This is a genomic window from Salinicola halophilus, from assembly GCF_003206155.1.
Lineage (GTDB): Bacteria > Pseudomonadota > Gammaproteobacteria > Pseudomonadales > Halomonadaceae > Salinicola > Salinicola halophilus.
The window spans coordinates 1,689,445-1,713,352 of record NZ_PZJV01000001.1 but is presented as its reverse complement, the minus strand read 5'-3'; the positions used below and the strand labels follow the sequence as shown (position 1 = coordinate 1,713,352).

Below are 23,908 nucleotides of genomic sequence, written 5' to 3'. Positions count from 1 at the left end.
TTGGAATGACGTCATTGTCGAATCGGCGTCGCCCGAAGCTGTCGACTGGCGACGCCTAGCGGGAGAGCACCCGTAGGTGAGACTCCAGCATGTCCCGATCCAGATAGAGCCCTTGGAGATGGCGCTTGCCCGTGTTGGGGTCGAAGGCGTTGCGGCCGTGCAGGACACGGCGATTGTCGAACGCCACCATCTGCCCCGGCGCCAGGCTCAGCTCGACGCGGCGCGCCGGGTCGCGAAGCTCCTGCCAGAATTCGCGATAGGCCGCATACCACGCTTCCATCTGATCGGCGGGCAGGCTCAGCGTGTCACGAATCCAGTTGTTGAAGCGAATCTCCCGCGGATGGCCGTCGGCATCCAGATCGATGATCGGCTCGTGGACCGCGATGTCGTGCCCTTCGTCCTGAAAGCGAAAGTCGATGGGTGTGTGAGCGAGGATCTCGAACGCTTTGGGCGCCCGCTCTCGCAGCGCCTCGGCGGCGGCGAAACCGTCGGTAAAGCTGGATTCACCTCCCTCGGCGGCGTTCTCCAGGCAGTAGAGCAGCTGAATGTCCGGCGGCTGACGCCAGTTGGGCAGATCGGTGTGCAGTTCGAGCCCGATCGCGGTGAAGGCAGCGTTGTTGGGGTTGGGCTTGGACTGCACGTCGAAGCGCCCGCCGAAGTTGGTCGAGCGCATTGGCCCGATGCGCTCGGCAATGCGCGACACCGTCTCGAGCTCCCGCGGGCCGTCGTCGAGCAGCGCCAGACCGTCGCGCAGTACCGCCGTCACCCACTGGGCGCGCCCTGCATCGCTCTCGGTGAATTCGGTGTAGTCGACGCGCTCGGGCTGGAAGCGTTCACGCCAGGCACGCGCCGGCGGCAGCAGCGAGGCCAGCGCCTGTCCCGGGCGGCGCTGGTGCAGCCAGCCCGCGTCGAAACGCGAGACATGCCCGTCGGCCCAGACGAGCACGAGGCGATCGGCCTCGATGTCGATCCGCGTCAGGCCGTCCTGCTCGGCCAGACGCGCCCACAGCGGATCGTCCATCAGCTTGTAGAGGCGTTCTCGCGTCATCGGATGGCGGCACTCGGCGCAGGCGCAGTGATCGCGAAGCCACATCTGCGGGAACTCGCCGGTGTCGCCGTTGGCCCAGCGCACTACGACGCGCTGCCCCTGGCGCTCGGCGGCGAGCAGATCGGTATCCGGCGAGGCATCGCCACGGCGATAGCGCCGCAGCTCCGCCATCTCGAGCGGTGAATCGTCGTGCGGACCCTGGCCGAGCGTGGATGGTTCTTCGAGCGTATCGATCGCTGACATGAAGACTTCTCCTCGATGGTCGAGCCATCGGATGACGGGTTGTTGAATACCCGTTCAGGATGCGCGTCCCTGATTTGCTTCACAAACGATAGATTTGGCCGCTTAGGCCAAGCTCAGCTAATGTCTCACTTTTCTTTATGATTCCCAGTGGGTCGGCGTAGTGGGTCGACATAGTGGGTCGGCGCAGTGGGGCGACATAATGGGCCGGCGTAGTGGCTCGACAATGTAGGTCGGCATCGCGCATCGGCTTGCGAGGCCACGCGGACGGCTCGATTCCAACGTGATGAGGCGCAACCCCGATGAACACCCCTCCGATTCTCTGGCTGCAGGCGTTCGAATCCGCCGCGCGCACGCTCAGCTTCACCGAAGCCGGGCGCGAACTCGGCGTGACCCAGTCGGCAATCAGTCAGCGCATTCGGCTGCTGGAGGATCGGGTGGGGCAGCCGCTGTTCGTGCGCTACCCGCGCAGTCTCGCGCTGACGCCGGCCGGGCAGGCGTGGCTGCCCAGCGTGCAGGAGGCGTTCCGCCGGCTCGCCGAAGGCACCGCGGAAGTCTTCGGCCCCAGCCCCGATGCGCCGATCACGCTACGCGCGACCCCCGCGATGCAGCAGACCTGGCTGGCCCCGCGGCTGATGCGCTTTCAGCAGATTCGTCCGGACATCACGCTGCGCCTGGTCAGCGCCATCTGGGCGGAGGATTTCGGCATCGAGGGGGCGGATCTGGAAGTGCGCTACGGCCGCGGCGAGTGGAGCGATCTGGTCGTCCACCACCTGGGCGAGGAGCGGCTGCTGCCGGTCTGCTGCGCGGCGATGGCGAAGACGCTGCAGGCGCCGGAGGATCTCGCCGGGCAGACGCTGCTGCACGCCGCCGGGTTCGACGCCGGCTGGCCGCGCTGGCTCGCCGAGGCGGGCGTTGCCGGGCTGGAGACCCGCTGCCGGGCGATGATCTGCGACACCCACGTCACCACGCTCTCCATGGCCGCCTACGGCGGCGGCGTGGCGCTCTCGCACCGGCGGCTGCTGGAAGCCAGCCGCGACCTGGTGGCGCCGTTCGCATTCGACATGGGCACCGACGAGGCGTTCTGGCTGGTGCGCCCGGCCAACCGCCAGATGCGCGAGCCCGCCGCGGCGCTATGGGAGTGGCTCGCCAATGCCGGATGAGCGTGAGCGTGAGCACGGACACGGGCGCAATCGTGGAGAGAGCGTGTCAATCTCGGCGCGGCATCGGCCGATAGGACGGTATGCACTAGTCTAAAGGCAGCGGCGAAGATCGATGCCACCGAGAGGAGAACACGCCATGACAAATTCGACGAGGCGAGGCGCGCGCCCCGGCACCACCGGCCGGTATCTGAGGGTTGGCCGCGCGGCGCTGGCCGCCATCGCGCTGGCGCTGAGCGGGACGATGCTGGCGGCGCCGGCACTGGCCGACGGCGTCTCGGTGGTCAATCCGCATACCGGCAAGCGCCACTACCTGCCGGATCGCAACCGCGACGGCCGCGCCGACTACGTGCCGCGGCATCTGGAGCTCAACGTCAATCCGGGGCTGGTGCAGCGCGAGTACCGGGAGCGCGACCGCGAACGATCGAGCGGCGGTACCATCTGCCATGGCAACGACGGCGGCACCACCGTCTCGACGGCCAGGCGGGCCTGCGACCCTAGCGCCCCCGCCGGTGATGCGATCCAGTCCAACACGACCTCTACCACCGGCGGCGGCCCGACACGGCCGTCGCGCGCCTCCAACACCCAGCTCGATTGAAGCGGGGCTGGCTCAGGCCGTCTGGGCGAAGTAGTCGCGCATCGCTTCGATCACCCGCTCGATCTGCGCCTCGGAGACGTCGCGGTGGGTGACGAAGCGCGGGGCGTAGAGCGCGCCCACCAGAATGTCCCGCTCGCGCAGCCAGGCGTGAAGATGCGCCGGATCGAAGCCCTCACGTTCGAAGCGCACGAACACCATGTTGGTGGCCCGGCGCGTCACCGTGATGCCGTCGATGCCATCCAGCCCCTCGGCGAGTCGCGCCGCCTTGGCGTGGTCCTGCGTCAGTGTGGGCAGGTGGTGCTCGAGGGCGTACTCGCACGCCGCGGCGAGCATCCCCACCTGGCGCATCCCGCCGCCGACCACCTTGCGCCAGCGCCGCGCGGTGTCGATGAACGCCTCAGGCCCCACCAGCACCGTGCCCGCCGGCGCCCCCAATCCCTTCGAGCAGCAGATCGAGACCGTATCGAAGGGCGCGCAGAGCGAGGCCAGGCTCGCGCCGCTGGCGGCTGCGGCATTGCCGATGCGCGCGCCGTCGAGGTGCGTCGCCAGCCCGTGGCGGCGGGCCAGCGCCGTCGCTTCGGCAACGTAGTCGGCGTCCAGCACCTCACCGTGGAAGGTGTTCTCCAGCGCCAGCAGCCGGGTGCGGGCGAAGTGCGGGTCGATCGGCTTGACCGCCGCCTCGATCTTCGCAAGCGGCAGGCGGCCATCGGCCTCGTTGTCGATCGGCTGGGGCTGAATCCCCCCGAGCACCGCCGCGCCGCCGCCCTCCATACGGTAGGTGTGCGCCTGCTGGCCGACGATGTATTCGTCGCCGCGCTGACAGTGGCTGATCAGCGCCACCAGATTGCTCTGCGTGCCGGTGGGGAAGAACAGCGCCGCCGCCTTACCCGTGCGCTCGGCGACGTATTGCTGCAGGCGGATGACGCTCGGGTCGTCGCCCCAGACATCGTCACCCAGCGGGGCATCGGCCATCACGCGCTGCATCTCGGCGCTGGGGCGGGTCACGGTGTCACTGCGTAGATCGATCATGAAAGAACCTTTGAAATTGTTAGGGAAGTCGCCAGGCATGCCGCTGATTCCGCCTTCAACGGACTGTGGCTAGCGAGATGTCAGGCGTGGGGCGACACGGCAGGGCACGCCATCAGCAACGGCCCGCCGGCGAGCGCCTGCTGCAAGCGCGTGGCGAGAATCTCGACGATGGCGTCGTTTTCCCCCACCAGCCGCGTCGTGTCGACGTTGAGCCCGGGGGTGTGAGCCATCGCCTGGGTGCAGATCTCGGCGATATCGCCGCCTTCGCCTGCATGTCGGCCCGGCGAGAGAAACAGCATCGAGAGAATCACGTGGCTCTCGGCCAGGGCGGGGGAGGCCAGCAGGTTTTCCAGCAGCGGCTCGTTGAAGCGGTACGCCTCGCCCTCGCGGCGCTCCATCGAGGCGAAGGTCACGCACTCGGCTTCATCCGCGAGCAGCGCGCTCAACTGCCCAGCGAGATAGTTGCGCACCGCCGTCACCTCGGGGATCGGGCTGCCGTGGTCCACCAGCACGACCTTCGGTCGCGTCTGGCCGGTAATGCGCTCGCGCACGTTGTCGGCCAGTAGCTGCGCCAGACGCAGGTCCGGCGCCAGGTGCGTGTCGACCAGCGGCGGGGCGACCGTGATCGAAAGCTGCGGGTAGTGGGCCTGCACTTCGGCCAGACGCTCCGGCAGGTAACCGGTCAGCGCTTTGCTGGGGCCGAAGAAGAACGGCAGGATCAGCAGCTCGGTCATGCCCGCGGCGGCGTAGCGCTCGGCCAGCGGCCCCACCGATACGGCTTTCTGGCCGCCCAGTTCCTCTGGCGGAATCTTGAACGAGTGCAGTAATGAGGCGGCCTCGACCGTCTCACCGCTGGCCTGACTCAAGGCCTCGGCGAGCCGGCGCAGGTTGAGCGTCGCGGCAGGGCGCAGGGAGCCGTTGTCGACGAGCAGAATCTTTCGCATGGGACCTCGCAATGGGCGCGGTAGCGGGCGTGGAAAAATGGGCGCGGCAGGAGCGTAGGTAGAGGGCGTGCGGAAAAGAGCAGCATTTGACGATTCGCCAAGGCACGAACCCAACGCCGCCCAGCATACCCGAGCGCGAGCGGCCGGCAGAAGCGACGCGCCGGGCCGTCGCATGCAGAATGTCGGTTTGTTCCCGCCGCGCGGTTGCCGCATGATGCCGACTTCCACCGCTGGCGAAAGAACGACCGGAGCCTGGCATGAGACAGTACGCATTAGTGGCTTACGACTATACCGATGACGACGCTCTCGGGCGCCGGCTCGCCCACCGCGACGCGCACTTGGAAGGCATTCGTGTGCTGGCAAGCGAAGGGGAGTTTGTCAGCGGCGGGGCGATTCTCGACGACGAGGGCCGGATGATCGGCTCCAGCGTGCATCTCTGCTTCGAAGACCGCAGCGCACTCGACGCCTGGCTTGCCGCCGAGCCCTACATGACCGGCCACGTCTGGGAGCATGTGGAGATTCGCGAAGTGAAACTGTTCGACCCGACGGCCTGAGCCCGATGACCCCCGATCCCGCACTACCGCCTCGCGTCCGCCAGATTCTCGAAACCGCACCCCGCGAAGCGCTGCCGATCACCTATCAGCAGCTCGCCGAGGCGCTGGGCCTACAGCCGCCGCGCACCATTCAGCGCGTCGCCCAGGCGCTGGAAACCCTGATGCGTGAAGACGCCGAGCAACATCGCCCCTTCATCGCCGCGCTGGTCGTCAGCCGGCGCGGGGAAGGGCTCCCCGCGCAGGGCTTTTTCGACCTCGCGGTAGCGCTGGGGCGGTTTCCTGCCGATCCGGCGCTGCAGGCCGAGGCGTGGCGGGAGGCATTCGAGAGAGCGCTGGCGGCACGGCCAGATTAGAGCCTATGTCACCGTGGTTTCGCGAAACGCCCGCTTCCGGTCGAAGGCGGGCGTTTCGTTGTCGATAGCATCGTAGACGGGGGAAATGTGGCTTCCCATGGGGCGCTGGCGCTATTCCGTCGAGCGGACGTGCTCTTCTTTTATCAGCTCGCCGTCCTTGTAGATTTCGATCCAGCCCGGGAACGAGTCGGGATGACCGATGACAGTGACTTGGCAAACATAGCGATAATCGCCCTGCTCGAACGCGTAGTCATGATTGCCACCGCTGCCTTCATAATTGACATCGCCATCGGTTATCACGACCTCGGGCTTTTCACTGGTCGGTGTACCCACGGGCCAGGCAGCGTATCGGTAGGTCTGTTCGCCCAGATCGTCGACGCGAATGTGGTAGCTATCCGTCGTCCAGTTCAGCTTGGGTTCCTCGAATTCACTGACGCTCGGATGTAGCTCACGCTTCTGCCGGTCGAGGATCGCGTTACCGAGTTCATGTTCGGCCTCTGATACATAATTCACGGCCAGGATATCGCCCTCGCTATCCAGCCACAGTGCCCCTCGATGCAGCATGATTCCTTTCTGGCCCATTTTGACCCAGTCTTCCTCCGGGTCCGAGGAGACGATGGCTTCGACGAACGGTGCATCGAAGAGCGTATCGAACCGGTCGAGGAACTCATCTCGGTTGCTGATGGGCGGGATCGGTTTGCGACGCTCGATGGGATAGTCGACGCGCTGGGAGAGCGCTTCTCGATCATCGTTCGCAAACAGCTGGATAAGAGACGTGACGAGTTCGTCTTTCGTCTTCTCTTGCGCCTGACTCGGCACTGCGCCAACCGCCAGTGTCACGAAAAGAAGTAGTGAGAAAAGGTGTTTCATACCGCCGAGTGCTCCTTAAGCCTAGTGATCGATGTGTGGCAGTAACCCGCTGTCTGTCTAGACGACCGGCCCGTGACCACGCCTTGTTTCCACGGGCTACGTCTTCAACGGTTGGCTGTATTTAGCCCCAGCACCGAATTGCCTGCCATGTAACATACGAGTGCCGATTGCCGGCTTAATGTAGCTCGCCGCTGAGGCGACGTGGCGTCAGTTAGCCCAACTCTTTAGACGAAGCCAGGCATCGAAAGCCGGTCCCCGCGCCACCCTGTCGCTGGAAACCCTGATGCATGAAGACGCCGAGCAGAATTGCCCCTTCATCGCCGCGCTGATCGTCAGCTGGCGCGGGAAAGGGCTCCCCGCGCAGGGCTTCTTCGATCTTGCCGTGGCGCTGGGGCGGTTTCCTGCCGACCCGGTGCTGCAGGCCGAGGCGGGGGAGTTTGAGGAAGTGTTGGCGGTTATAGGGTAGGTATCTTTGAATAGCGTCATGGCAAGCGAAATATTCATTTATCAAGTCCGCTTTCGGCCAAAAGCGGAATTTAAATCAGCGTTGATATGACGCCGCAGCCAGCATTCTAGCGACTGCATATTTTTATTACAGGATATTCCCTCTAATATAGATATGAGCATGCACACAATTATTACCAAAATCCTTTTTCTATTTCATGATAATTCGGTTTTAACCAATTTTCTAGCTTATAGGGTTCGTTATTTTTCGAGTCGCATGAAGGGGTGTTTTTTTATATGGTTTGCAATACCCATAAAGGTGCCCAGCCATCATCACCAAATGCCGATGTTATAATAAATTTTAGGTCAACTTTATCCGGCTCATCTGCCCCTTCAATCCTCTATATGCTCCATTGACCCTTGCTACACCAAGTTCTGAGATCTCCGCCAGTAACTCAGTAAAAATAGATGCCTACGCATTATCCGAATCAGTTAGCACCGACAGTCCAGCGTTTATATTTTCTGCTATTCAACCTCCCAACGTCCATGGATATCAATTTTAAAATCGAGCTCATTAAATCGTATAATGTCAGAGCTTTAAGTTGAAGAATGAGAAGGCTTTCCTTTTGGCCATAAGCGGATAATCAAGCCTGCTGTGCCAGCACCGACTTACGCGCCGAGGCGGTTATCAGCTAAGCTTGGTGCTGGTGGTAGACAATCGCCACGTCTTCACAGGTAATCCCGTCGGGCATTCTAATTAGCTTGACCTTGAGTAGCTCCACATTGATAGTGTCGAATCCTTCCACATCAGGCACGTCTCCATCACCAAAATGTGGATGGCATAGTACCCAGAGGGTTTGAGAATCTGCTTCAGGCTTGCTGCCGTTTCTGATCTGCCAGAGTATGGCGCCCGTCCGTGCGGAATATATTCAAAGGGGTCATAAAATATGAAGTCGTACTGTTCCTCGATATGCGCTTTTTGCCAGCAACCAAAAAACGGGCGCGCATTGGCGTGTGGAACGGCGAACATCTTTAGGTCCATGTAGCCTTTCCGCTCAATCTCGAAGATGTCCTGCTGAATTGGCATCAGGCGTTTTTGGTTTAGAGCCGCAGAGATGCCTAACCCAAAGCCTATTTCTAACACCTTTGATGGGCTGAGATAGCTAAGGCGAGTGAATGGCGTCTCAAAGTATTCCTCTTCGGCCCGAGATATGACGACTTGACCGCTCCAGATCAAAACATCTGGGTTTCTTATCAAATTGCAGATTAATCGTTTTCAAGCTCTTTTCTCTCGGTTGCCTAAGATGTTGCCTTATTACGTACTATGAAACGAAGGCTTGCGAAATCCGCGAATCGAGATGCCACCCTGAGTCTAATGGTGCCGATGCCAGATGGCGCACTTAAATCAATTAGCCTATGATGCAAATTACAGCTGCCCTTTCCTGTAGCTGGCCGTCAGGAGTCGCTGATCTCTAGGGCCGTCTTATTACTGGGGTGCGGCGGCTGGCGATGCCATACCAAAACAAGTTGAGTATCTTCTGGAGCCGTTGCACTGGTGAAGCCTGCATGAAAGGCTGCGTTACGTGATGCGATGTTTGACTTCCGCATGTGTGCATAGATGACCTCGTGCTGGCTGTTAGTGCAACCGAGCTGATAAACTCTGCGGCCGATCTGCCTTCCCTGGCTCGGTCGATTCAGAAATACGTGGAATGAAGCATGTCGCCCTCTGATTGCATCCTCGATAACGTTGATGTAAGCGGTACCTGCCCGCTTGCCTTCCGCCATAACGATCCATGCTTCTCCCTCTGGCCCTCCTCCCCGAAGCAAAGTTCCAGCGGTACGAACGAGTTCAATATTGCTTGATGCTACCGGCCCCAATCTGGACTTGGCTCTTACGGATGGTGGCTTCGACGTCTTCGCTCGCTGGGCCCGCTTCCTGCTAGCTTTAATTAATCGTGCCACGGTGCTTCTCCTAGACCGATCAACAAGCGATCACAGGTTGAAGCCCAGAACTCTGCTGGGAAGAAGCCCGGCGAGAAGGCAACAGTGATATCGACAAGGCGTTTAATTAACTGATGTCGCCGCAATGCACCTGATAACTCATCAATATGGGTCAAGACACGCTCAAGAGGCGTACTAAGGGGGCCAGGGTTCTCAATGAAATCGCTGTCCCCGTCATATCTATTACAGAAATAATCCATATCGATGTGAAGTAAGATGTCTTTACCGCAGTGAGCAACACCTTCAAGCCAAGCTTCTAAGTCATTAGTGAAGCGATAACGCCCCGAGCCTACGCCGGCTGCATCTTGTACCAACCTGATTGCCGGACGCTGCATCGACGGAACCAGTAGCGTGTCGTTTATGTGAATAGGCTGAATAACCGAATCCACCGTAGTAACACATTTAGGGGCTTGGCACAGATGCCTTACATCGGCGGTCGGGGCGAAATGCAGAAAAGGAGTTAGGAAACTACCCATTCCCAGAGCGCCGCTCTCAATCGCGCACGTCACGGAATCAGGCTGATCCAGTCCCATCATTTTTCCAGTAATTGGGTCATACCATCCTTTTTCCTGTTGGAACAGCCGTGGCGATCCAACATCTCTGTGGTCATCAACATGCAGTACCACAACATCCATATGCGATCGTCCGGGGTGCTTCTGAATCCATTGACTCCAGCCTTCCAACGTCCATGTGTCGTTGAGTGTTAATAGCAATCGCCCCCGGCGCTTTCGGGCGACAGCCATTTCCGTATATTCGATAGGTCCCCACCACGCCAAACCTTCATCGAGACGAGGATCCACATATCGGTCGGCTTCGTTTGACCAATACAGCTCTAACAACCATCGATTATCTTGGACATACGCTACTGCATCTTTATCACAAAAGTAATCTCGCAGCTGTGCGTGCCGTTTATAGGGATCAGTGGGTAACCGTGAGATCGGAAGCGAGATTGGTAGCATGCTCATTTAATGGTTTCCCTTCCACAGCGGCACGCCTCAGTGACATTACAATCGCTTGGCCAACGTCTGTTAGAGGACAATCTTTAAGTGTGGCAAACGCCTGCTCTAAATTGCTGTCGGTATCGGCGATCTGGTTGACGGCACGTGAGTTCATATTGGTAGGGCCTCGGTCACGGATATGCATCCAAAATCGTCTCAGTTCTACAAAGACAAAAACTGCATGAAGTAATCCAGACGGTGGGCGTAAATCCTCCCTCCAGGGTGAGACGACGAGAGCCTGAGCGGCTGTTCTCTCTACTGTAGGCGTATGGCGCTCCAGCAGATACAACTTCTGATGTCGATGCTCATGGATAAGCGAGTCTGCGAGGTCATAGGGGTCGATTAGACGATTGCCTTGCGAGATCGATACATACAAGGCGCCTGGTACCGAGTTGTCGCTGAACGATACGATTTTGTAGGGATTGGCGTTCGGGTCACGAACGAACTGGACGGCACCGCATACGTCCATCATTTCTTCGGCAAGTGCTGGCCGCCAGTCTCGTATAATTTTCATGGCACTATTAACCAGCGCCTGGCCTTCGACAGTCAGTTCTGCTTCCTCGAAAAATATGGCCTCTCCAAAGGGGGTTCTAAGCCACTGATCATCGCGTCCCACATCTAAGAATTGACCACCATCAAATGAATCGGCCAGCTCGACTAGAAGATGAAGATAAGCAGGGCTGGCGTCTACAGTGCTGCCGTCTACTGCAAATAGAACTTGTCCGCGGTGCTGAGAAATCATGGCACTTGACCATGCGATCGTACCGGGATGTAGGGCTACCCGGCTGAACACCTCTTCAGGCAGTGACGCCAGTCGCAGTGCCTGTTTGTTGTCAGGAAGCAAGCTTAATGCACTGCGCAGGCTGGTGACCGCATCAGCTTCCGCGACGGTAGTTAACCAAGCCATTGATGCTGTAGCCGTCTCGGCTCGCTCATAGCAGGTAAGGTCGAATCCCTCCGGCAGAGGCTCTACGTCGGCTTCCTCTGCTACCCCAGTCAGATGTTCTTGCAAACGGACGCCGATATGACCGATCAATCGCTTCATTTCGTTGCAGTAAACGGTCGGGTTGATGAAGCCATTTTCTCCGTATCTATGGGGAAGTGAACCTCCTCCGCAGATATCAACAATTTCACAAGATTGGCAAATAACCGACAAACCATCCTTGCGCAGATAACCTCTGTGCTTTTGAATTGGAGCTGAACACGCTACATCTGCAATCGGGGTATCCAGGACATTACCAAACAAACGAGTGGCGCCATCATGCGTGACTTTTAAAACATCAAGATCATGGTAGCTCCCGTCCGTTTCTATCGATAACAGACTTACGTCACCGAAGCCGAACGCATCAGTTGTCGACGGTAATCCAGCACACACATCTAGCAACGCCTCAAACGTGCGCAGTGGGATATGGGCGTAATGATCGAGCCAAACGTCAAAGGCTTTAACCAGCCACTGCTCATAAAGCCCGGGATCTTGATTACGCCCTGGGGGTTTACGAAGCCAATGCGCATCGGGCAGGAGGAAATCTAGGCGAGGTATCTGAAATCTATCGAAGTACTCGAAAAGCTTATCCGGGCTGGTCGAGGCGTCAATGACGGCAATAACACCGGCGAACACCTCCGGATGATTCTGCAGGCGCTTGAGCGCCTGCTCCGTCTCCTCGAAGCTGGATCGTCCTTTACGGGTTAGCCGATGCTTGTCGTTGGCAGATTTCGGACCGTCGAGGCTCAATGAGATACCTATACCAGCATTGGCAAGAACTGCCAATGCCCGGTCATCGAGCAGCAAACCGTTGGTTTGCATACTGACATCAACTGGGACACCGCAGGCGCCACGCAGAACCCCTGCGAAATCCGCTAGCGTCTGGGCTCCGGCCAGCAGTGGCTCACCACCGTGGAGAACCACAGTACAATGTTTTAAGCCACTTTCACTGACATAGTCCGCCAGTCGCCTAGCGAAAGCTTCACGATACTCTACAGACAGAAATTTGGGCATGGAACGCCAGCTTTGATCCGCATGCTGGTAGATATAGCAGTAATCGCAATCTAGGTTGCATCGCGATGCTACCTTCACGAGAAAGGAAGTAAATTTAGCAGCGTCCATGCGAGTCACTCAGGAGCGGTTGTGGCGGTGGTGCATGCGATCATAGCTGGTGATGACTTGGCTTGTCTCGGACTCAGCTAGAGCACGTGAACGCAAGCGCTGAATAGCGGCGTTGGTGCTCTGACCCTTGGCGAGGCTGGATCGGATCGCCGACGGCGTCGAATCTTTAATTTTATGTGCTGCGGAAGACATCACTTACTCCTTACATGTTGAATTACGGTATAATCGCTTAGCCCCCACGCAAAATTCAAGCCCCCGATCTCAAACCAATCAGATATGCCCTCGGCGCAGCGTGGCGATTTACCGGTAGATCCACATCACGCTTGCTTTTGTAGGCAAAAGTCAATTTCTACTTTGGGTCGTAAGCGGCCTTAGCCTTCAAATGCCTATCCCCTGCACTAGCACTACCCGACACCACGTCATCCATCTTTGTAATGTAAAGTAATGTCTATTTCAAGTAACGATTTTGATATTAATTCGCTAGTCAGGGTAGCAGGGCGCGCGGTGGTTCCGAGACTGGGCAGGACGAGTATCGTGCGGGATCAACCTTGCGCCTGATCGAATCCAGTTATCTGTTGCCGCTTAACCCTTCCCAACACATCCTGCCCAAAATACCTTCTCAACAGGTCGTAAAGCTCGGGATACACCTCAACCAACCGATCCGGAGCAGTGAAGAACAGCTCGCAGCAGACGGCGAAGCATTCGCCGGAGTGGGTGGCGGCGTAGTCGTCGATGGGGGTGGGTTCGTCGCGTTCGAGGTGCGCCTGCAGGTCGTCCCACACGGCGGTGAAGACGCGGTGCCACGCCTGGGCAGTGACGTCGCTATTGGCGGCAAGTGGGGGAAAGCCGTCGACATCTTGGGAGTTGCCGAGGTCGAGCTGGTGGGCGAACTCGTGGATCACGACGTTGTAGCCGGTGAAGTCGCCGCTCTCTTCGATCTCGGGGATGGCGAGCGCCACCGGGCCGCGCCAGGAGGTCTCGCCGGCGCGCTCGTCGGTGTATTCGTGCATGACGCCGGCCTCGTCCATCTCTTCCACCTGGCGGTGAAAGGCGTCCGGCAGCAGCACGATCTCGTGGACGTTGGCAAAGGCCGCCTCGGCGTCGGCGTCGTTCCAGCCCAGCGTCAGCAGGCACGCCTGGGCGGCGATGGCGAGCTGGGCGGCCAGGTCGAACTCGACCTCGCCCGCGGCGGACCAGCGTAGCCGATGGGTCAGTGCCCAGGCGCGGGAGCCCAGGCGTTCGGCCTCGGCGTCAGTGAGCGCGGCCAGCAGCGGCAGGCTCTGGCGCACGGGGCGCCAGACATCGGGGTCGAAGGCCGGCGCATGGGAACGCCGCCGGCCCAGCCTGCCCCACCAGCCCATGGCTCAGTTCTCTTCCTGACGGCTACCCGACTTCCACGACCAGTCGCGCAGGCGCAGGTCGTAGAGATCCAGCCGGCGGTCGCGCAGGTTGGTGACGGCGCCTTCGGCACGCACCAGCTTGAGCTTGGTCAGGTCGAGGTCGGAGAACATCACCATCTCGGTGTTCGGCGTGGTTTCCGACATCACCGCGTCGTGCGGGAAGGCGAAGTCCGACGGCGAGAAGACGGAGGACTGGGCGTACTGGATGTCCAGGTTCTCGATGGAGGGCACGTTGCCCACGCTGCCGCAGGCGACCACGTAGCACTCGTTCTCGATGGCGCGGGCCTGGGCGCAGTGGCGCACGCGTAGATAGCTGTTCTTGGTGTCGGTCCAGAACGGTACGATCAGCACGTCCATGTCCTGCTCGGCGAGCAGGCGCGGCAGCTCCGGGAACTCGACGTCGTAGCAGATCAGGATGCCCACGCGGCCGGCGTCGGTCTCGAACACCTGCAGCTCGTCGCCGCCCTCGACGATCCAGTCGCGACGCTCCTGCGGGGTGATGTGCAGCTTCGCCTGACGGTCGATGTTGCCGTCGCGGTGGCAGAGGTAGGAGACGTTGTAGAGCTTGCCGTCCTCGCCTTTCTCGACCATCGAGCCGGCAACGATGTTGATGTTGTAGGAGATCGCCATGCGCGAGATCTCGGTCTTGAAGCGCTCGGTGAAGCTCGCCAGGAACTGGATCGCCGCGACCTGATCGGTCTGATCGGTCAGGCCCATCAGCGGGGTGTTAAACAGCTCCGGGAAGACGGCGAAGTCGCTCTGGTAGTCGGAGATGGCGTCGACGTAGAACTCCACCTGCTGGAGCACTTTTTCCACCGAGTCGAATTCGCGCATCTGCCACTGCACCGCGCCCACGCGCACCTGGGTCCGCCGGGTGTCGATCACCAGACTGGCCGGCTCGTAGAGGATGTTGTTCCACTCGAGCAGGGTGGCGTAGCCCATCGATTTCTCGTCTTCGGGCAGGTACTTCTTCAACAGCCGCTTGACCAGAAAGTCGTTGGCGAGCTGGAACGAGAGGATCGGGTCGTAGAACTCCTTGCGCGCGACCCGCTCGATGTACTCGCTCGGCTCCATCTCATTGGCGTGCTGGTGGTAGTTGGGAATCCGCCCGCCGGCGAGAATCGCACGCAGGTTCATCGAGCGGCAGAGATCCTTGCGCGCCTCGTAGAGACGCCGGCCAAGACGGTAGCCGCGGTAGGCCGGGTCGATCAGCACGTCGAGGCCGTAGAGAGCGTCGCCCTCGGCGTTGTTGAGGATGATCTCGCGATGGCCAATCAGCTCGTCGTACTTGTGCGGATTGGAGAAGCGGTCGTAATCCACCTGCACGGTGAGCGCGACGCCGACGATCTTGTCGTCGTCCTCGATCAGGATCTGGCCGTCGGGAAACTCGCCGATCAGCTTGTCGATGGTGAGCTTCGACCAGGCGCCGCCGATGTCGTCGTAGATGGCGTCCATCAGCCGCTTGAGCTGCGGGTAGTCCTCGGAGGCGAGGTTACGCAGATTGAGATGCAGTTCTTCCAGGGACATGCGTGCCTAGCTCCTTGGGTGCGGAGAAACGAATCGTCGAGCGGAACCTCGAGTACGGCGATGACGTACGAACGGTTGCCAAGTCCCGGTCGAAAAACAGGCGCTGAGTCTAGCACGTCGGGCGCGACCGACCGCCGGTGCCCCTGGCTGTCGGAAAGCGTCTCGCCAGCTAAAGCCTGCGTGGATCGACACAGATGGTGACGCTGGCTGGCGAACTCAAGCCGAAGTGCGCTTAAGAATCGAAGAGAGCGGCCGACAATGAACCCAGCTAACCCATTTTTCTTCACGACGCTGGTGGCATCGGCGCCGGAGACACGCATGAGACGACTGTGTATCGCTCGGCCCATTTCGCGATGGGGCCGGGCGCGGGCGGATGATGTTCGCGCCGCGCCCGCTCGACCCTTTGGGGTCGTGTGGGGCGCCCTGCGCCTGACAGGTTCGGGGCTGTTGGCGTGGGCGCTTTTGTCAGCCGCGCTGACGTCGGCCGCGTTCGGCCAGACCCTGGGCGACGAGCGGCTGACCTTCAGCGGCTTCGGCACGCTTGCCGCGGTGCACAGCAATCAGGAGAACACCGACTTCATCCGCGACATCAGTCAGCGCGAGGGCGCAGGCGAGGGCTGGAGCGGCAAGACCGATACGCTGCTCGGCGCGCAGCTCGGCTATCGCTTCACCGATGAACTCGACGTGGTGGTCCAGGGGCTGAGTCGCTATCAGGAGTCCGGGCATTTCGAGCCGGAGCTGAGCTGGGCGTTCGTGCGTTACCGGCCCGACCCCGCCGTGCAGCTTCGCGCGGGGCGGCTGGGCTGGGACGTCTACCAGCTGGCGGATTCGCGCTACGTCGGTTACGCCTACAACTGGGTACGCCCGCCGGTGGATCACTTCGGCACGCTGCAGCTGACGCACATCGACGGCGCGGACGTGACGTTCACGCAGCCGGTGGGCAGCGACTTGGTGCGCTTGAAGCTCTACGCCGGGCGCTCCGACAGCGAGATCTATCTCACCGAGGGGCTGTCCGCCGAATTCGACGTCGATCAGGTCTACGGCGGCAACCTCGACTACGAGACGGGGCCGTGGCGGTTTCGCGTGAGCTACACCCAGGTGCATTCGGACGTCGATTTCCGCGGCCCGGTCGCCGATCAGATCGACAGCATTCCGTTCGCCAATCTCGACGCCAACAACGTGCTGGGGGATGTCTTCGGCTTCGACCGGATCACGCTCTTTTCGCTGGGCGCGCTCTACGACCGGGGGCCGGTGACGGTGCAGGCGATGGTCAATCGCAGCAAGGTGACGCGCCACGACGGGCAGATCGACTCCGGTTTCGTCTCCGTGGGCTATCGCGTCGAGCGGGTGACGCCCTACGTGATGTTCTCCAAGGTCAAGACGACGTCCACCAACCCCGACGGTAGCGACATCGATCAGCAGACCTATTCGGTGGGCGCACGCTACGATATCGCCGCCAATCTGGCGCTGAAGGCGCAGTTCGACCGTATCGATACACAGAGCCCGGGCTTTCTATGGCGCGATACCGACAGTGACTGGAACGGGGGGTGGAGTTCGATCTTCAGCCTCGGTCTGGACTTCATCTTCTAGGAACGCGCCATGAACCGAGTCCGAACGTTTCTACTCGCCTCGACGCTTGCGGTCGCGCTCCCCGTCAGTGCCGACATTGCGGTGGTGGTCAGTCCCGACAGCGGGGTGACGACGCTGACGCGGAGCGAGGCGATCAATATCTTCATGGGGCGCTACCGCAAGTTGCCCAACGGCGATCTGGCCCTGCCGATCGATCAGAGTACGCTCAAGGCACGCTTTTACCGCGCCCTGGTCGACAAGGATCTGGCCGAGATCAACTCCTACTGGGCGCGTCTGGTGTTCTCCGGCGAGGCCTCGCCGCCTCAGCAGAGCGATAGTGCCGCGGACGTGCGTCAGCTGATTACCCATAACGCCAATGCGCTGAGCTACATCGACAGCGCCTCGGCGACCGACGACATGCGTGTCGTGCTCACGCTCGGCGAATAACCCCATGTCTCGCCTGCTGCTGCTGCTGCATACGCGCCTGGCGCTTCGGACCACCGCGATCATCGTGCTGATCGTGGCGCTGCTCGGCGGGCTGTTTCTGGGGGTGGCCGTCCACCTGCGCGCCGCCAACGTGCACAAGACCCAGCAGGTGCGGCTGCAGGAGCTGATCACCACGGTGGAGCGAACCGCGCAGATCGCCTGTTTTCTGGGCGACGAGCGCATGGCCGAAGAGGTGAGCCAAGGGCTTTTGAGCAACAACATCGTCAACGCCGTGACGATTCGCGCAAGCGACGGCAAGGTGCTCGCCACGGGGCGAAGTGGGCCGGAATTCGGCGATACCACGATTCCGCTGGTCGTGCGCGATGTGGCGTCGCCGTTCGAGCCCGACCAGACCGTGTGCCGCATGACCGTCGAGCCGGACCAGGAAGAACTCGACCTGATGGTCGCGCAGGCCTCGACCTTCATCGGGACGGCGCTGCTGCTGCAGCTACTGGGCATCGGCGTTTGCGTCACGGTCGTCGTGGCGCGCTACGTGACCCGCCCTATCGCTGAGCTTTCGCATCGACTGAGCGAGCTGGAAGCGGAAACGGGCCAGAAGCTGCAGGCGCCACCCGGCAACCGTGATGACGAGATCGGTACGCTGGTCGCGAGCGTCAACGTGATGATCGACAACCTCGTCGAGAGTCTCGGTCAGGAGCGGCGTCTACGGCTGGAACGCGAAGTCGAGGAGCGTCGATACCGCGCGATCTTCGATAACGTCGAGGCGGGGCTTTTCGAACTCGACGGCGAGGGGCTGATGCGCTCGGCCAACCCTGCTTTCCGACGGCTGTTTGGCATTGACCCGGATCGCAATCTCGACGCCGAGCCCATCGCCTTCACCACGCTGGCGCCGAGCTATGCCACGCCCGGGCGAATCGTCGATAGCGGACAGCGCCCGCGCGGGCACGGTGAGCGAGACGAGCGCGATGAATCGGAGGAACGCAGCGAGCGGGCAGGGCGCGGCGGGCCGGAAAAATACGCTGAACGAGCGGGTGACGGCGAACGAGCGGGTGATGGCGAACGAGCGGGTGATGGCGAACGAGAGAGTGACGGTGGACGAAAGGGAATCAGTGGACGAGAGGAAAGCGGTGAGCGAGAGGAGCAGCGCGAATACCTCTGCGAGGTGACGCACGATGGCACGCCGCGCTGGATTAGCCTGCTGGTGAGCCCGCTGGAAACCGGGCGGCTACAGGGGGTGGCTCACGATGTCACCGAGCGCAAGCGCGCCGCCGAGACGGCGGCGCAGATGGCGATGACGGACTCGCTCACCGGGCTCGGCAACCGCCGCGGGTTCGAGCATCGGCTGGCGGTGATGACTCGTCATCACCGCCTCTACCCCGACCGGCGCCACGCGCTGTTGATGCTCGACTTCGACCACTTCAAGCAGATCAACGACACCTACGGCCATCAGGCCGGCGACCGCGTGCTGCTGCATGCTGCCGCGACGCTCTCGAGCCTGCTGCGCCAGCGGGACTATATCGCGCGGCTGGGCGGCGACGAATTCGTCGTGCTGCTCGAAGGGTGCGATCGCCGCGACGAGGTGGTCACGCTCATTCAGCGCTTCCTCCACCGTCTGGCGACGCCTCTCGCGTTGAGCGAGGGCGAAGAAGCGCGGGTCCGACTCGGGGTGAGCATCGGCATCTCGACCCTGGGGGTCGATACCGAAGACCCGCAGCAGGCGGTGGAATTCGCGGATCGGGCGATGTATGCCGCCAAGCGCGCCGGGCGCAACACCTGGCGTTTCTACACCCCCGAGTTCGAAACGACCTGATTCAGGACGGCCGGCGCATCTCGAACCGCGCCTCGTCGCTGATCGCGAACCCGATTCAAGACGGCCGACGCATCTCGAATCGCGCCTCGTCGCTGATCTCGAAGTAGTCGCCCGGCCCGCCACCGCGAAGGATCGGCCGCGCGGCCGCGGTCTGATAGACGCCGTCGTCGATCAGGGCGGTGTCGATATGCACGCCGACCACTTCCCCCAATACGAGCCAGTTGTCCATCGCCTCGCCGGCCGCAGAGGTGAGCCGAAGGCACTGGCTCAGGCGGCACTCGAAGACGACCTGGGCTTCCTGAACGTGGGGCACGCCGACCACTTTCGATGCCGCCGGCGTCAGCGAGGCGAGATCGAATTCATCCACACTCGGTTCCACCGTGGCCGCGCTCTGATTCATCGCCTCGCCGAGCGTTCGCGTCGCCAGATGCCAGCAGAATTCACCGGTCTGTTCGATGTTGCGCACGCTGTCCTTATAGCCGGCGCTGGCGAAACCGATGATCGGCGGCGTGTCGGCAAAGGCATTGAAGAAGCTGTAGGGGGCGAGATTGAGCTGCCCCTGGCTATCCCGGGAGGAGATCCAGCCGATCGGGCGGGGGCCGACGATCGCTTTGAACGGGTTGTGAGCCAGGCCGTGGCCGTTGGCGGGTTCATAGAAATGCGAAGTCATGAAAAGCGTTCCGAAGACGTTGAATGGAAAGGAAAGTCGCCATCGAAGAGCGAAAAACGCGATGAGAGCCGCGTCGGCGAGCCAGTCCGCGATCGGGGCCGCGAGGTGACAAAGATGACAGCGTTCACCGTTGAGTTCACGGGTCGGGCCATCCGACTGGCCACCCGAATGATTGCGCCCGACGCGGCGAGAGCCGGGTCGGGCGCAACAACACAGTACCGCCAGTGACGCGTTACTTACGGATGACGCGATAGAGAATCAGCAGGACGATGGCACCGATGACGGCGACGACGAAGCTACCGAAGTTGAAACCGGAGACACTGCCGAAGCCGAGTGCCGTTCCGATCCAGCCACCGACCACGGCACCCAGGATGCCGATGATGATGGTGACGATGAAGCCACCCGGATCCTTGCCCGGCATGATCAGTTTGGCGATGGCGCCAGCGATCAGACCGAAGATGATCCATGCAATGATTCCCATAGTGCCTCTCCTAGCTCATTCGGATGAGCATGCTTTCTCCCTGCATGCCTGACGAAAGCTAGTCGGCGTGGCGGCTATCGACAAGCGCTTATATCGCCGCCCTTGGAGAATATCGCTAACCGTACGACGTCGTCCTTCCTCTCGCGCCGCGCTCCTTACGACGCTTCTCTTGCTGCGGCACTGTTCTTGCGGCGTTACTGCGCTTTCTACGACGCCGATGCCCACCGACGGTGATCGCGCCGAGCGGCTACTCGACCGACACGCACGACGCGACGAGCCGGCGTCGCTTGGCGCATCCCGGGTCCGCTCACTGTGTGCGGCTGGCCAGGAACGTCAGCGTGTGCCCGTGGGCCAGTGCGGAGGCGTGCTGGTTGTAGCTCGCCCGCGCCCAGCAGTTGAAGCCGTGCTCGGCGTTGTCGTAGAGATGGACCTCGACGTCGTCGCGACCGGTGAAGGCCTCGCGGGTCTGCTCGACGTGCTCGAGCGGAATGTGGTCGTCCTCGGCGCCGAAGTGGAACTGCGTCGGCACCTTGAGCTCATCGGCACGGCCGAGATGCTCGGTCACGCCGCCGGCGTAGTAGCAGATCGCGGCATCGACCCCGGCGTCCAGCCCGCAGAGATAGGAGAGCACGCCGCCCAGGCAGTAGCCGACGGAGGCGACGGGGCCGTCGCAGGCCGGGCTTGCCCGCAGCGCCTTGGTCGCGGCGCGCAGGTCGCTCACGGCAGTGGGGAAGTCGAGCGCGTTCTTGTGCGCCACCGCTTCCTTCCAGTCGTCGCCGTCGTAGCCGAGTTCCACGCCCGCTTCTTCACGCCAGAACATGTCCGGGGCGATGACGGTATAGCCGTCCATCGCGTACTGCTCGGCGACGCCGCGAATGTGGGCGTTCACACCGAAGATCTCCTGGATCAGCACGATGCCCGGGCCTTTACCCTTGGGCGGTAGCGCCTGATAAGCCTTGAACGTCTTGCCGTCTTCGGCGGTGACGTCGATCCACTCGGTCTTGATGGTCGTCTGAGACATGCCATTCTCCTTGCAGTGCTGATGCCTGTGGCCGGGATGAAAGCCGGTCGTGAAACCAGCGGTGAAAACCCGCCGCAACAGGACGACGGGCCGTGGTATGGCCGGGGTGAAAGTGTAGCAAGCGAATGAATTTTCGCTCTATGCCGCCTCGTCGCTCTCCAGCATCGTTTCGGCGATCGCCTCGCCCACCCGCTTGAGCAGCGCCTCGGAGGGGGCAGCCTCATCCATCGCCTCGGTGCAGGCGGTAATCACGATCGCCCGATCCGGATCGGTGGGCTCGACCACGCCCATATGGCAAGCGCGGCGGTGCTGAGTTCCGGTTTTCTGAATGAACGCCGCCTCGCGTGGCAGCCCGCCTTCCAGACGATAGGCGTCGTAGGTGTCGAGCTTGAGATTCTCGTACAGCAGCTGGCGATGCGCGTCGTCGAGCAGCTCGCCGCGAACCAACGCCGTGAGCAGCCCCGCGTAGCTCTCCAGCGTGGCGCTGTTGACCTCGCGGTCGTAGTAGCGCGAATACGCCTCGGTCATGTCCTCGGTTTCGAGCGCGTCGGCCTCCACATCCAGCACGCGGCGCAGCGCCTCGACTCGCTCGGGGCCGATGTTGGCAGCGGCGACTTCGATCAGCGTCTCGCGGTCGAGCTCGCGGGCCTTCGGATGGATCTCGCCGTAGACCCCGTAGCGCACCTCGGCGAGGGTGGTGATCGGCTCGAAACCGCCGTCGCGGAAGAAACCGCGGCGAGTCATGTCGGCGATGCGCTCGTTGAGGGTCTCTTCGCCGATCGCCCGGATCAGCATGTCGGTGGCGACGTTGTCGCTGTCGATCAGCATGCGCTCGAGCAGGTTATCGAGCGAATAGCTCGCGCCGGGATCGATCCAGAGCAGTTCGCCGGCGCCGTCGATGCGGTCGGACGCCTCCAGCGTCAGTTCGTCGTCGAGGGAGAGTTCGCCGTTCTCGACCTGCTGCAGCAGCACGATCGCGATCGGCACCTTGACCGCCGAGGAGAGGTACCAGAGCCGGTCGCTCTTGTGGCCGAGGGTGGTGTCGTCCTCGAGGCGATGAATGAAAACGCCGAGCTCGCCGGCGGCCTCCTCGTCGAGCGTCGCGATGCGTTCACCGAGACGCGTCTCCCAAGTGGTCTGCGCGTCGGCGGCGAGTGGAAGCATCAAGAGGGCGCCGAGCATCCAGGTCGAACGATCGAACAGGAAAAGATTGCGCAAGGAACGCCTGGGGAAGGCGGGGTTAGGGGATGCGCGGTTGGAGAAGGAGCGCTTGAACAAGGAGCGATTCGGCATCGTTTTTCTTCTCGTGTGTGAGAGTCCTTCCGTCGCCTTCGGAGGCTCGATGTGTCTTCGGCGGCCTCGTCCGTCCGTCTTCAGGCTTCGTTGTGAAATGTCTCGACCGCGACCGTCCTGGCGCGGCCGCTCAGTTCAGCAGGCCCGTCTCCCAGACCGCCGCGCCGACATCGCGCATCGCGCGCTCCGCCGGGGCCATCGACAGCGTGCCTTTGGCGCAGGTCACCACGACGACGCGCCTGACGCCTTCGGCCGTGTCGCGGCTGGCGATACCGCCGTCGCAGAATCGGCTGCGCTGCGTGCCGGTCTTGTGAGCGAAGTCGACGTCGTCGGGCCAGGACCGGCGCAGGCGATTCGCGCCGGTACGGGTGCGCTCCATCACGGCGAGCAGGGTCTGCGTGCTCGCCGGCGACAGCGTCTCCCCGCGCTCGATCATCGCCAGCAGCCGGCCCACGCTGTCCAGCCGACCGGCGTTGAGCCCGGTCTCGTAGTAGCGGTCGAAGGCCTGGCTGAGATCGCGAGCCTGAAAGTCGCTCACCGGCACGCCGATGAAGCGCGAAATGGCCGCCAGACGCGCGGGTTCACGCGTCGCCTTGCGAATGTCGAGGAACTCGAGCCCGTCGAGGTCGAAGGCGTTGGGATGGAATTCGGCGTAGGCGTGGCGACGCACGTCGGCGAGGGTGGTGATGGTGCCGATCCCCGGGCCGATCAGGCGATCCAGATTGTCGTTCACCGTCTCGACGCCCACGCGGCGGATCAGCATGTCGGTGGCGGTGTTGTCGCTGCGCGTGATCATCTGCTCGAGCAGCCAGCGCAGGCTGAGCGTCTCCCCCACGCCGTGCCAGTTGGTCTCCCCGGCGCCGTCGACGTAGTCGCTCTGCCGTAGCGTCATGGTGTCGTCGAGGGTGAGGTTGCCGGCGTCGACTTCGCGCATCAGCGCAAGCGCTACCGGCACCTTGATCATCGAGGCGAGATACCAGGGCTGATCCGCGCGATAGGCGAAACGGGTGTCGTCGTCGAGATCCTGGACGTAGACGCCGATCTCGCCGGGGTACTCGGCGTCGATTCGTGCGACCTCCGCCGTCAGCCGATCCGGCCAGGTGGGAATCGGCGTCGCGGCGATGTCGTCCTGCAGATCCTGCGCGTGGGCAGAGACAACGAGTGCGCCGGCGAGCAGCGGCGTCAGCGCGGCGCGGCGAAAGCCTGCCGGCAGAAAGCCTGCCGGCAGCAAGCGGGTGACGAAACGCAGGGAAGCGATAGCTGAATCCTTGGCATGGTCGACGAAAGGAACCTGAAGATCAGCGTAGAGGAGTCGATGGCAAATTACCTCGCCCGTTCAGCGGCGGC

23 protein-coding genes are annotated in these 23,908 nt (G+C 61.8%); 8 read left to right on the top strand and 15 right to left on the bottom strand.

Annotated elements, in window-relative coordinates; translation table 11 throughout:
* Positions 1–55 precede the first annotated feature (55 nt).
* Positions 56–1,291 (bottom strand): TauD/TfdA family dioxygenase, encoded by a 1,236-nt coding sequence (locus DOM33_RS07635; RefSeq protein ID WP_239495285.1) that lies wholly within the window; start codon positions 1,289–1,291, stop codon positions 56–58.
* 299 nt (positions 1,292–1,590) lie between these two features.
* Between DOM33_RS07635 and DOM33_RS07630 the strand changes: the two genes are divergently transcribed.
* Together DOM33_RS07630 and DOM33_RS07625 are read left to right on the top strand one after the other, a co-directional pair.
* Complete coding sequence (locus tag DOM33_RS07630; protein WP_110667321.1) at positions 1,591–2,451, top strand: LysR substrate-binding domain-containing protein; 861 nt, start codon at positions 1,591–1,593, stop codon at positions 2,449–2,451.
* A gap of 136 nt (positions 2,452–2,587) precedes the next feature.
* Positions 2,588–3,046 (top strand): hypothetical protein, encoded by a 459-nt coding sequence (locus tag DOM33_RS07625; RefSeq protein WP_110667319.1) that lies wholly within the window; start codon positions 2,588–2,590, stop codon positions 3,044–3,046.
* Between the two features lie 12 nt (positions 3,047–3,058).
* Here DOM33_RS07625 and ltaE read toward each other — a convergent pair whose 3' ends face one another.
* Both ltaE and DOM33_RS07615 read right to left on the bottom strand, forming a co-directional pair.
* Positions 3,059–4,075 carry a low-specificity L-threonine aldolase gene (gene ltaE / locus DOM33_RS07620; protein ID WP_110667630.1) on the bottom strand — a complete coding sequence of 339 codons (1,017 nt, stop codon included), beginning with the start codon at positions 4,073–4,075 and terminating at the stop codon, positions 3,059–3,061.
* A gap of 80 nt (positions 4,076–4,155) precedes the next feature.
* On the bottom strand, positions 4,156–5,019 hold the full coding sequence (locus DOM33_RS07615; protein WP_110667317.1) for a sirohydrochlorin chelatase: 864 nt from the start codon (positions 5,017–5,019) through the stop codon (positions 4,156–4,158).
* A gap of 257 nt (positions 5,020–5,276) precedes the next feature.
* Here DOM33_RS07615 and DOM33_RS07610 point away from each other — a divergent pair, with 257 nt between their 5' ends.
* Together DOM33_RS07610 and DOM33_RS07605 are read left to right on the top strand one after the other, a co-directional pair.
* Positions 5,277–5,573: a YciI family protein gene (locus tag DOM33_RS07610; protein ID WP_110667314.1), complete on the top strand. Its 297-nt coding sequence runs from the start codon at positions 5,277–5,279 to the stop codon at positions 5,571–5,573.
* 5 nt (positions 5,574–5,578) lie between these two features.
* Entirely contained in the window at positions 5,579–5,926 is a 348-nt protein-coding gene (locus tag DOM33_RS07605) for a hypothetical protein (protein WP_110667312.1), read from the top strand.
* A gap of 111 nt (positions 5,927–6,037) precedes the next feature.
* Here the strand turns inward: DOM33_RS07605 and DOM33_RS07600 are convergent, their stop codons facing one another.
* A complete protein-coding gene (locus DOM33_RS07600; protein ID WP_110667310.1) occupies positions 6,038–6,796 on the bottom strand; it encodes a hypothetical protein in 759 nt (252 codons plus the stop codon).
* A gap of 283 nt (positions 6,797–7,079) precedes the next feature.
* Between DOM33_RS07600 and DOM33_RS07595 the strand changes: the two genes are divergently transcribed.
* On the top strand, positions 7,080–7,262 hold the full coding sequence (locus DOM33_RS07595) for a hypothetical protein (protein WP_338053836.1): 183 nt from the start codon (positions 7,080–7,082) through the stop codon (positions 7,260–7,262).
* 735 nt (positions 7,263–7,997) lie between these two features.
* On the opposite strand, the gene DOM33_RS07590 is transcribed toward DOM33_RS07595, so the two are convergent.
* The 6 genes from DOM33_RS07590 to DOM33_RS07565 all read right to left on the bottom strand — a co-directional run bounded on the left by DOM33_RS07590 (position 7,998) and on the right by DOM33_RS07565 (position 15,270).
* Positions 7,998–8,477 carry a hypothetical protein gene (locus DOM33_RS07590; protein ID WP_110667308.1) on the bottom strand — a complete coding sequence of 160 codons (480 nt, stop codon included), beginning with the start codon at positions 8,475–8,477 and terminating at the stop codon, positions 7,998–8,000.
* Between the two features lie 712 nt (positions 8,478–9,189).
* Entirely contained in the window at positions 9,190–10,206 is a 1,017-nt protein-coding gene (locus DOM33_RS07580) for a hypothetical protein (RefSeq protein WP_162617927.1), read from the bottom strand.
* Entirely contained in the window at positions 10,160–12,343 is a 2,184-nt protein-coding gene (gene yhhB, locus DOM33_RS07575) for a cyclophane-forming radical SAM/SPASM peptide maturase YhhB (RefSeq protein ID WP_110667306.1), read from the bottom strand. The genes DOM33_RS07580 and yhhB overlap by 47 nt, the downstream gene beginning before the upstream one ends.
* Positions 12,344–12,352: 9 nt before the next feature.
* A complete protein-coding gene (gene yhhA, locus DOM33_RS16160) occupies positions 12,353–12,535 on the bottom strand; it encodes a YhhA family cyclophane-containing RiPP (protein ID WP_162617926.1) in 183 nt (60 codons plus the stop codon).
* A 350-nt stretch (positions 12,536–12,885) separates the two neighbouring features.
* Positions 12,886–13,704: a M90 family metallopeptidase gene (locus DOM33_RS07570; protein WP_110667304.1), complete on the bottom strand. Its 819-nt coding sequence runs from the start codon at positions 13,702–13,704 to the stop codon at positions 12,886–12,888.
* A gap of 3 nt (positions 13,705–13,707) precedes the next feature.
* Positions 13,708–15,270, bottom strand: coding sequence for a bifunctional GNAT family N-acetyltransferase/carbon-nitrogen hydrolase family protein (locus tag DOM33_RS07565; RefSeq protein WP_110667302.1), 1,563 nt, complete (start codon positions 15,268–15,270; stop codon positions 13,708–13,710).
* 318 nt (positions 15,271–15,588) lie between these two features.
* Between DOM33_RS07565 and DOM33_RS07560 the strand changes: the two genes are divergently transcribed.
* Genes DOM33_RS07560 through DOM33_RS07550 form a run of 3 tightly spaced genes read left to right on the top strand, consistent with a single transcriptional unit; the run spans position 15,589 to position 19,096 of the window.
* Positions 15,589–16,860, top strand: coding sequence for a porin (locus tag DOM33_RS07560; RefSeq protein WP_162617925.1), 1,272 nt, complete (start codon positions 15,589–15,591; stop codon positions 16,858–16,860).
* 9 nt (positions 16,861–16,869) lie between these two features.
* Positions 16,870–17,286 carry a type 2 periplasmic-binding domain-containing protein gene (locus DOM33_RS07555; RefSeq protein WP_110667298.1) on the top strand — a complete coding sequence of 139 codons (417 nt, stop codon included), beginning with the start codon at positions 16,870–16,872 and terminating at the stop codon, positions 17,284–17,286.
* Positions 17,287–17,290: 4 nt separating this feature from the next.
* Positions 17,291–19,096 (top strand): sensor domain-containing diguanylate cyclase, encoded by a 1,806-nt coding sequence (locus tag DOM33_RS07550; RefSeq protein WP_110667296.1) that lies wholly within the window; start codon positions 17,291–17,293, stop codon positions 19,094–19,096.
* 55 nt (positions 19,097–19,151) lie between these two features.
* Here the strand turns inward: DOM33_RS07550 and DOM33_RS07545 are convergent, their stop codons facing one another.
* The 5 genes from DOM33_RS07545 to DOM33_RS07525 all read right to left on the bottom strand — a co-directional run bounded on the left by DOM33_RS07545 (position 19,152) and on the right by DOM33_RS07525 (position 23,792).
* Positions 19,152–19,766 (bottom strand): flavin reductase family protein, encoded by a 615-nt coding sequence (locus tag DOM33_RS07545; RefSeq protein WP_110667294.1) that lies wholly within the window; start codon positions 19,764–19,766, stop codon positions 19,152–19,154.
* Between the two features lie 232 nt (positions 19,767–19,998).
* Positions 19,999–20,247 (bottom strand): GlsB/YeaQ/YmgE family stress response membrane protein, encoded by a 249-nt coding sequence (locus DOM33_RS07540; protein WP_110667292.1) that lies wholly within the window; start codon positions 20,245–20,247, stop codon positions 19,999–20,001.
* A gap of 307 nt (positions 20,248–20,554) precedes the next feature.
* Entirely contained in the window at positions 20,555–21,268 is a 714-nt protein-coding gene (locus tag DOM33_RS07535; protein WP_110667289.1) for a dienelactone hydrolase family protein, read from the bottom strand.
* A 138-nt stretch (positions 21,269–21,406) separates the two neighbouring features.
* Positions 21,407–22,561 carry a serine hydrolase gene (locus tag DOM33_RS07530; RefSeq protein ID WP_239495284.1) on the bottom strand — a complete coding sequence of 385 codons (1,155 nt, stop codon included), beginning with the start codon at positions 22,559–22,561 and terminating at the stop codon, positions 21,407–21,409.
* Between the two features lie 130 nt (positions 22,562–22,691).
* Positions 22,692–23,792, bottom strand: a complete 1,101-nt coding sequence (locus DOM33_RS07525) for a serine hydrolase (protein ID WP_162617924.1) — start codon at positions 23,790–23,792, stop codon at positions 22,692–22,694.
* Between the last annotated feature and the right edge of the window lie 116 nt (positions 23,793–23,908).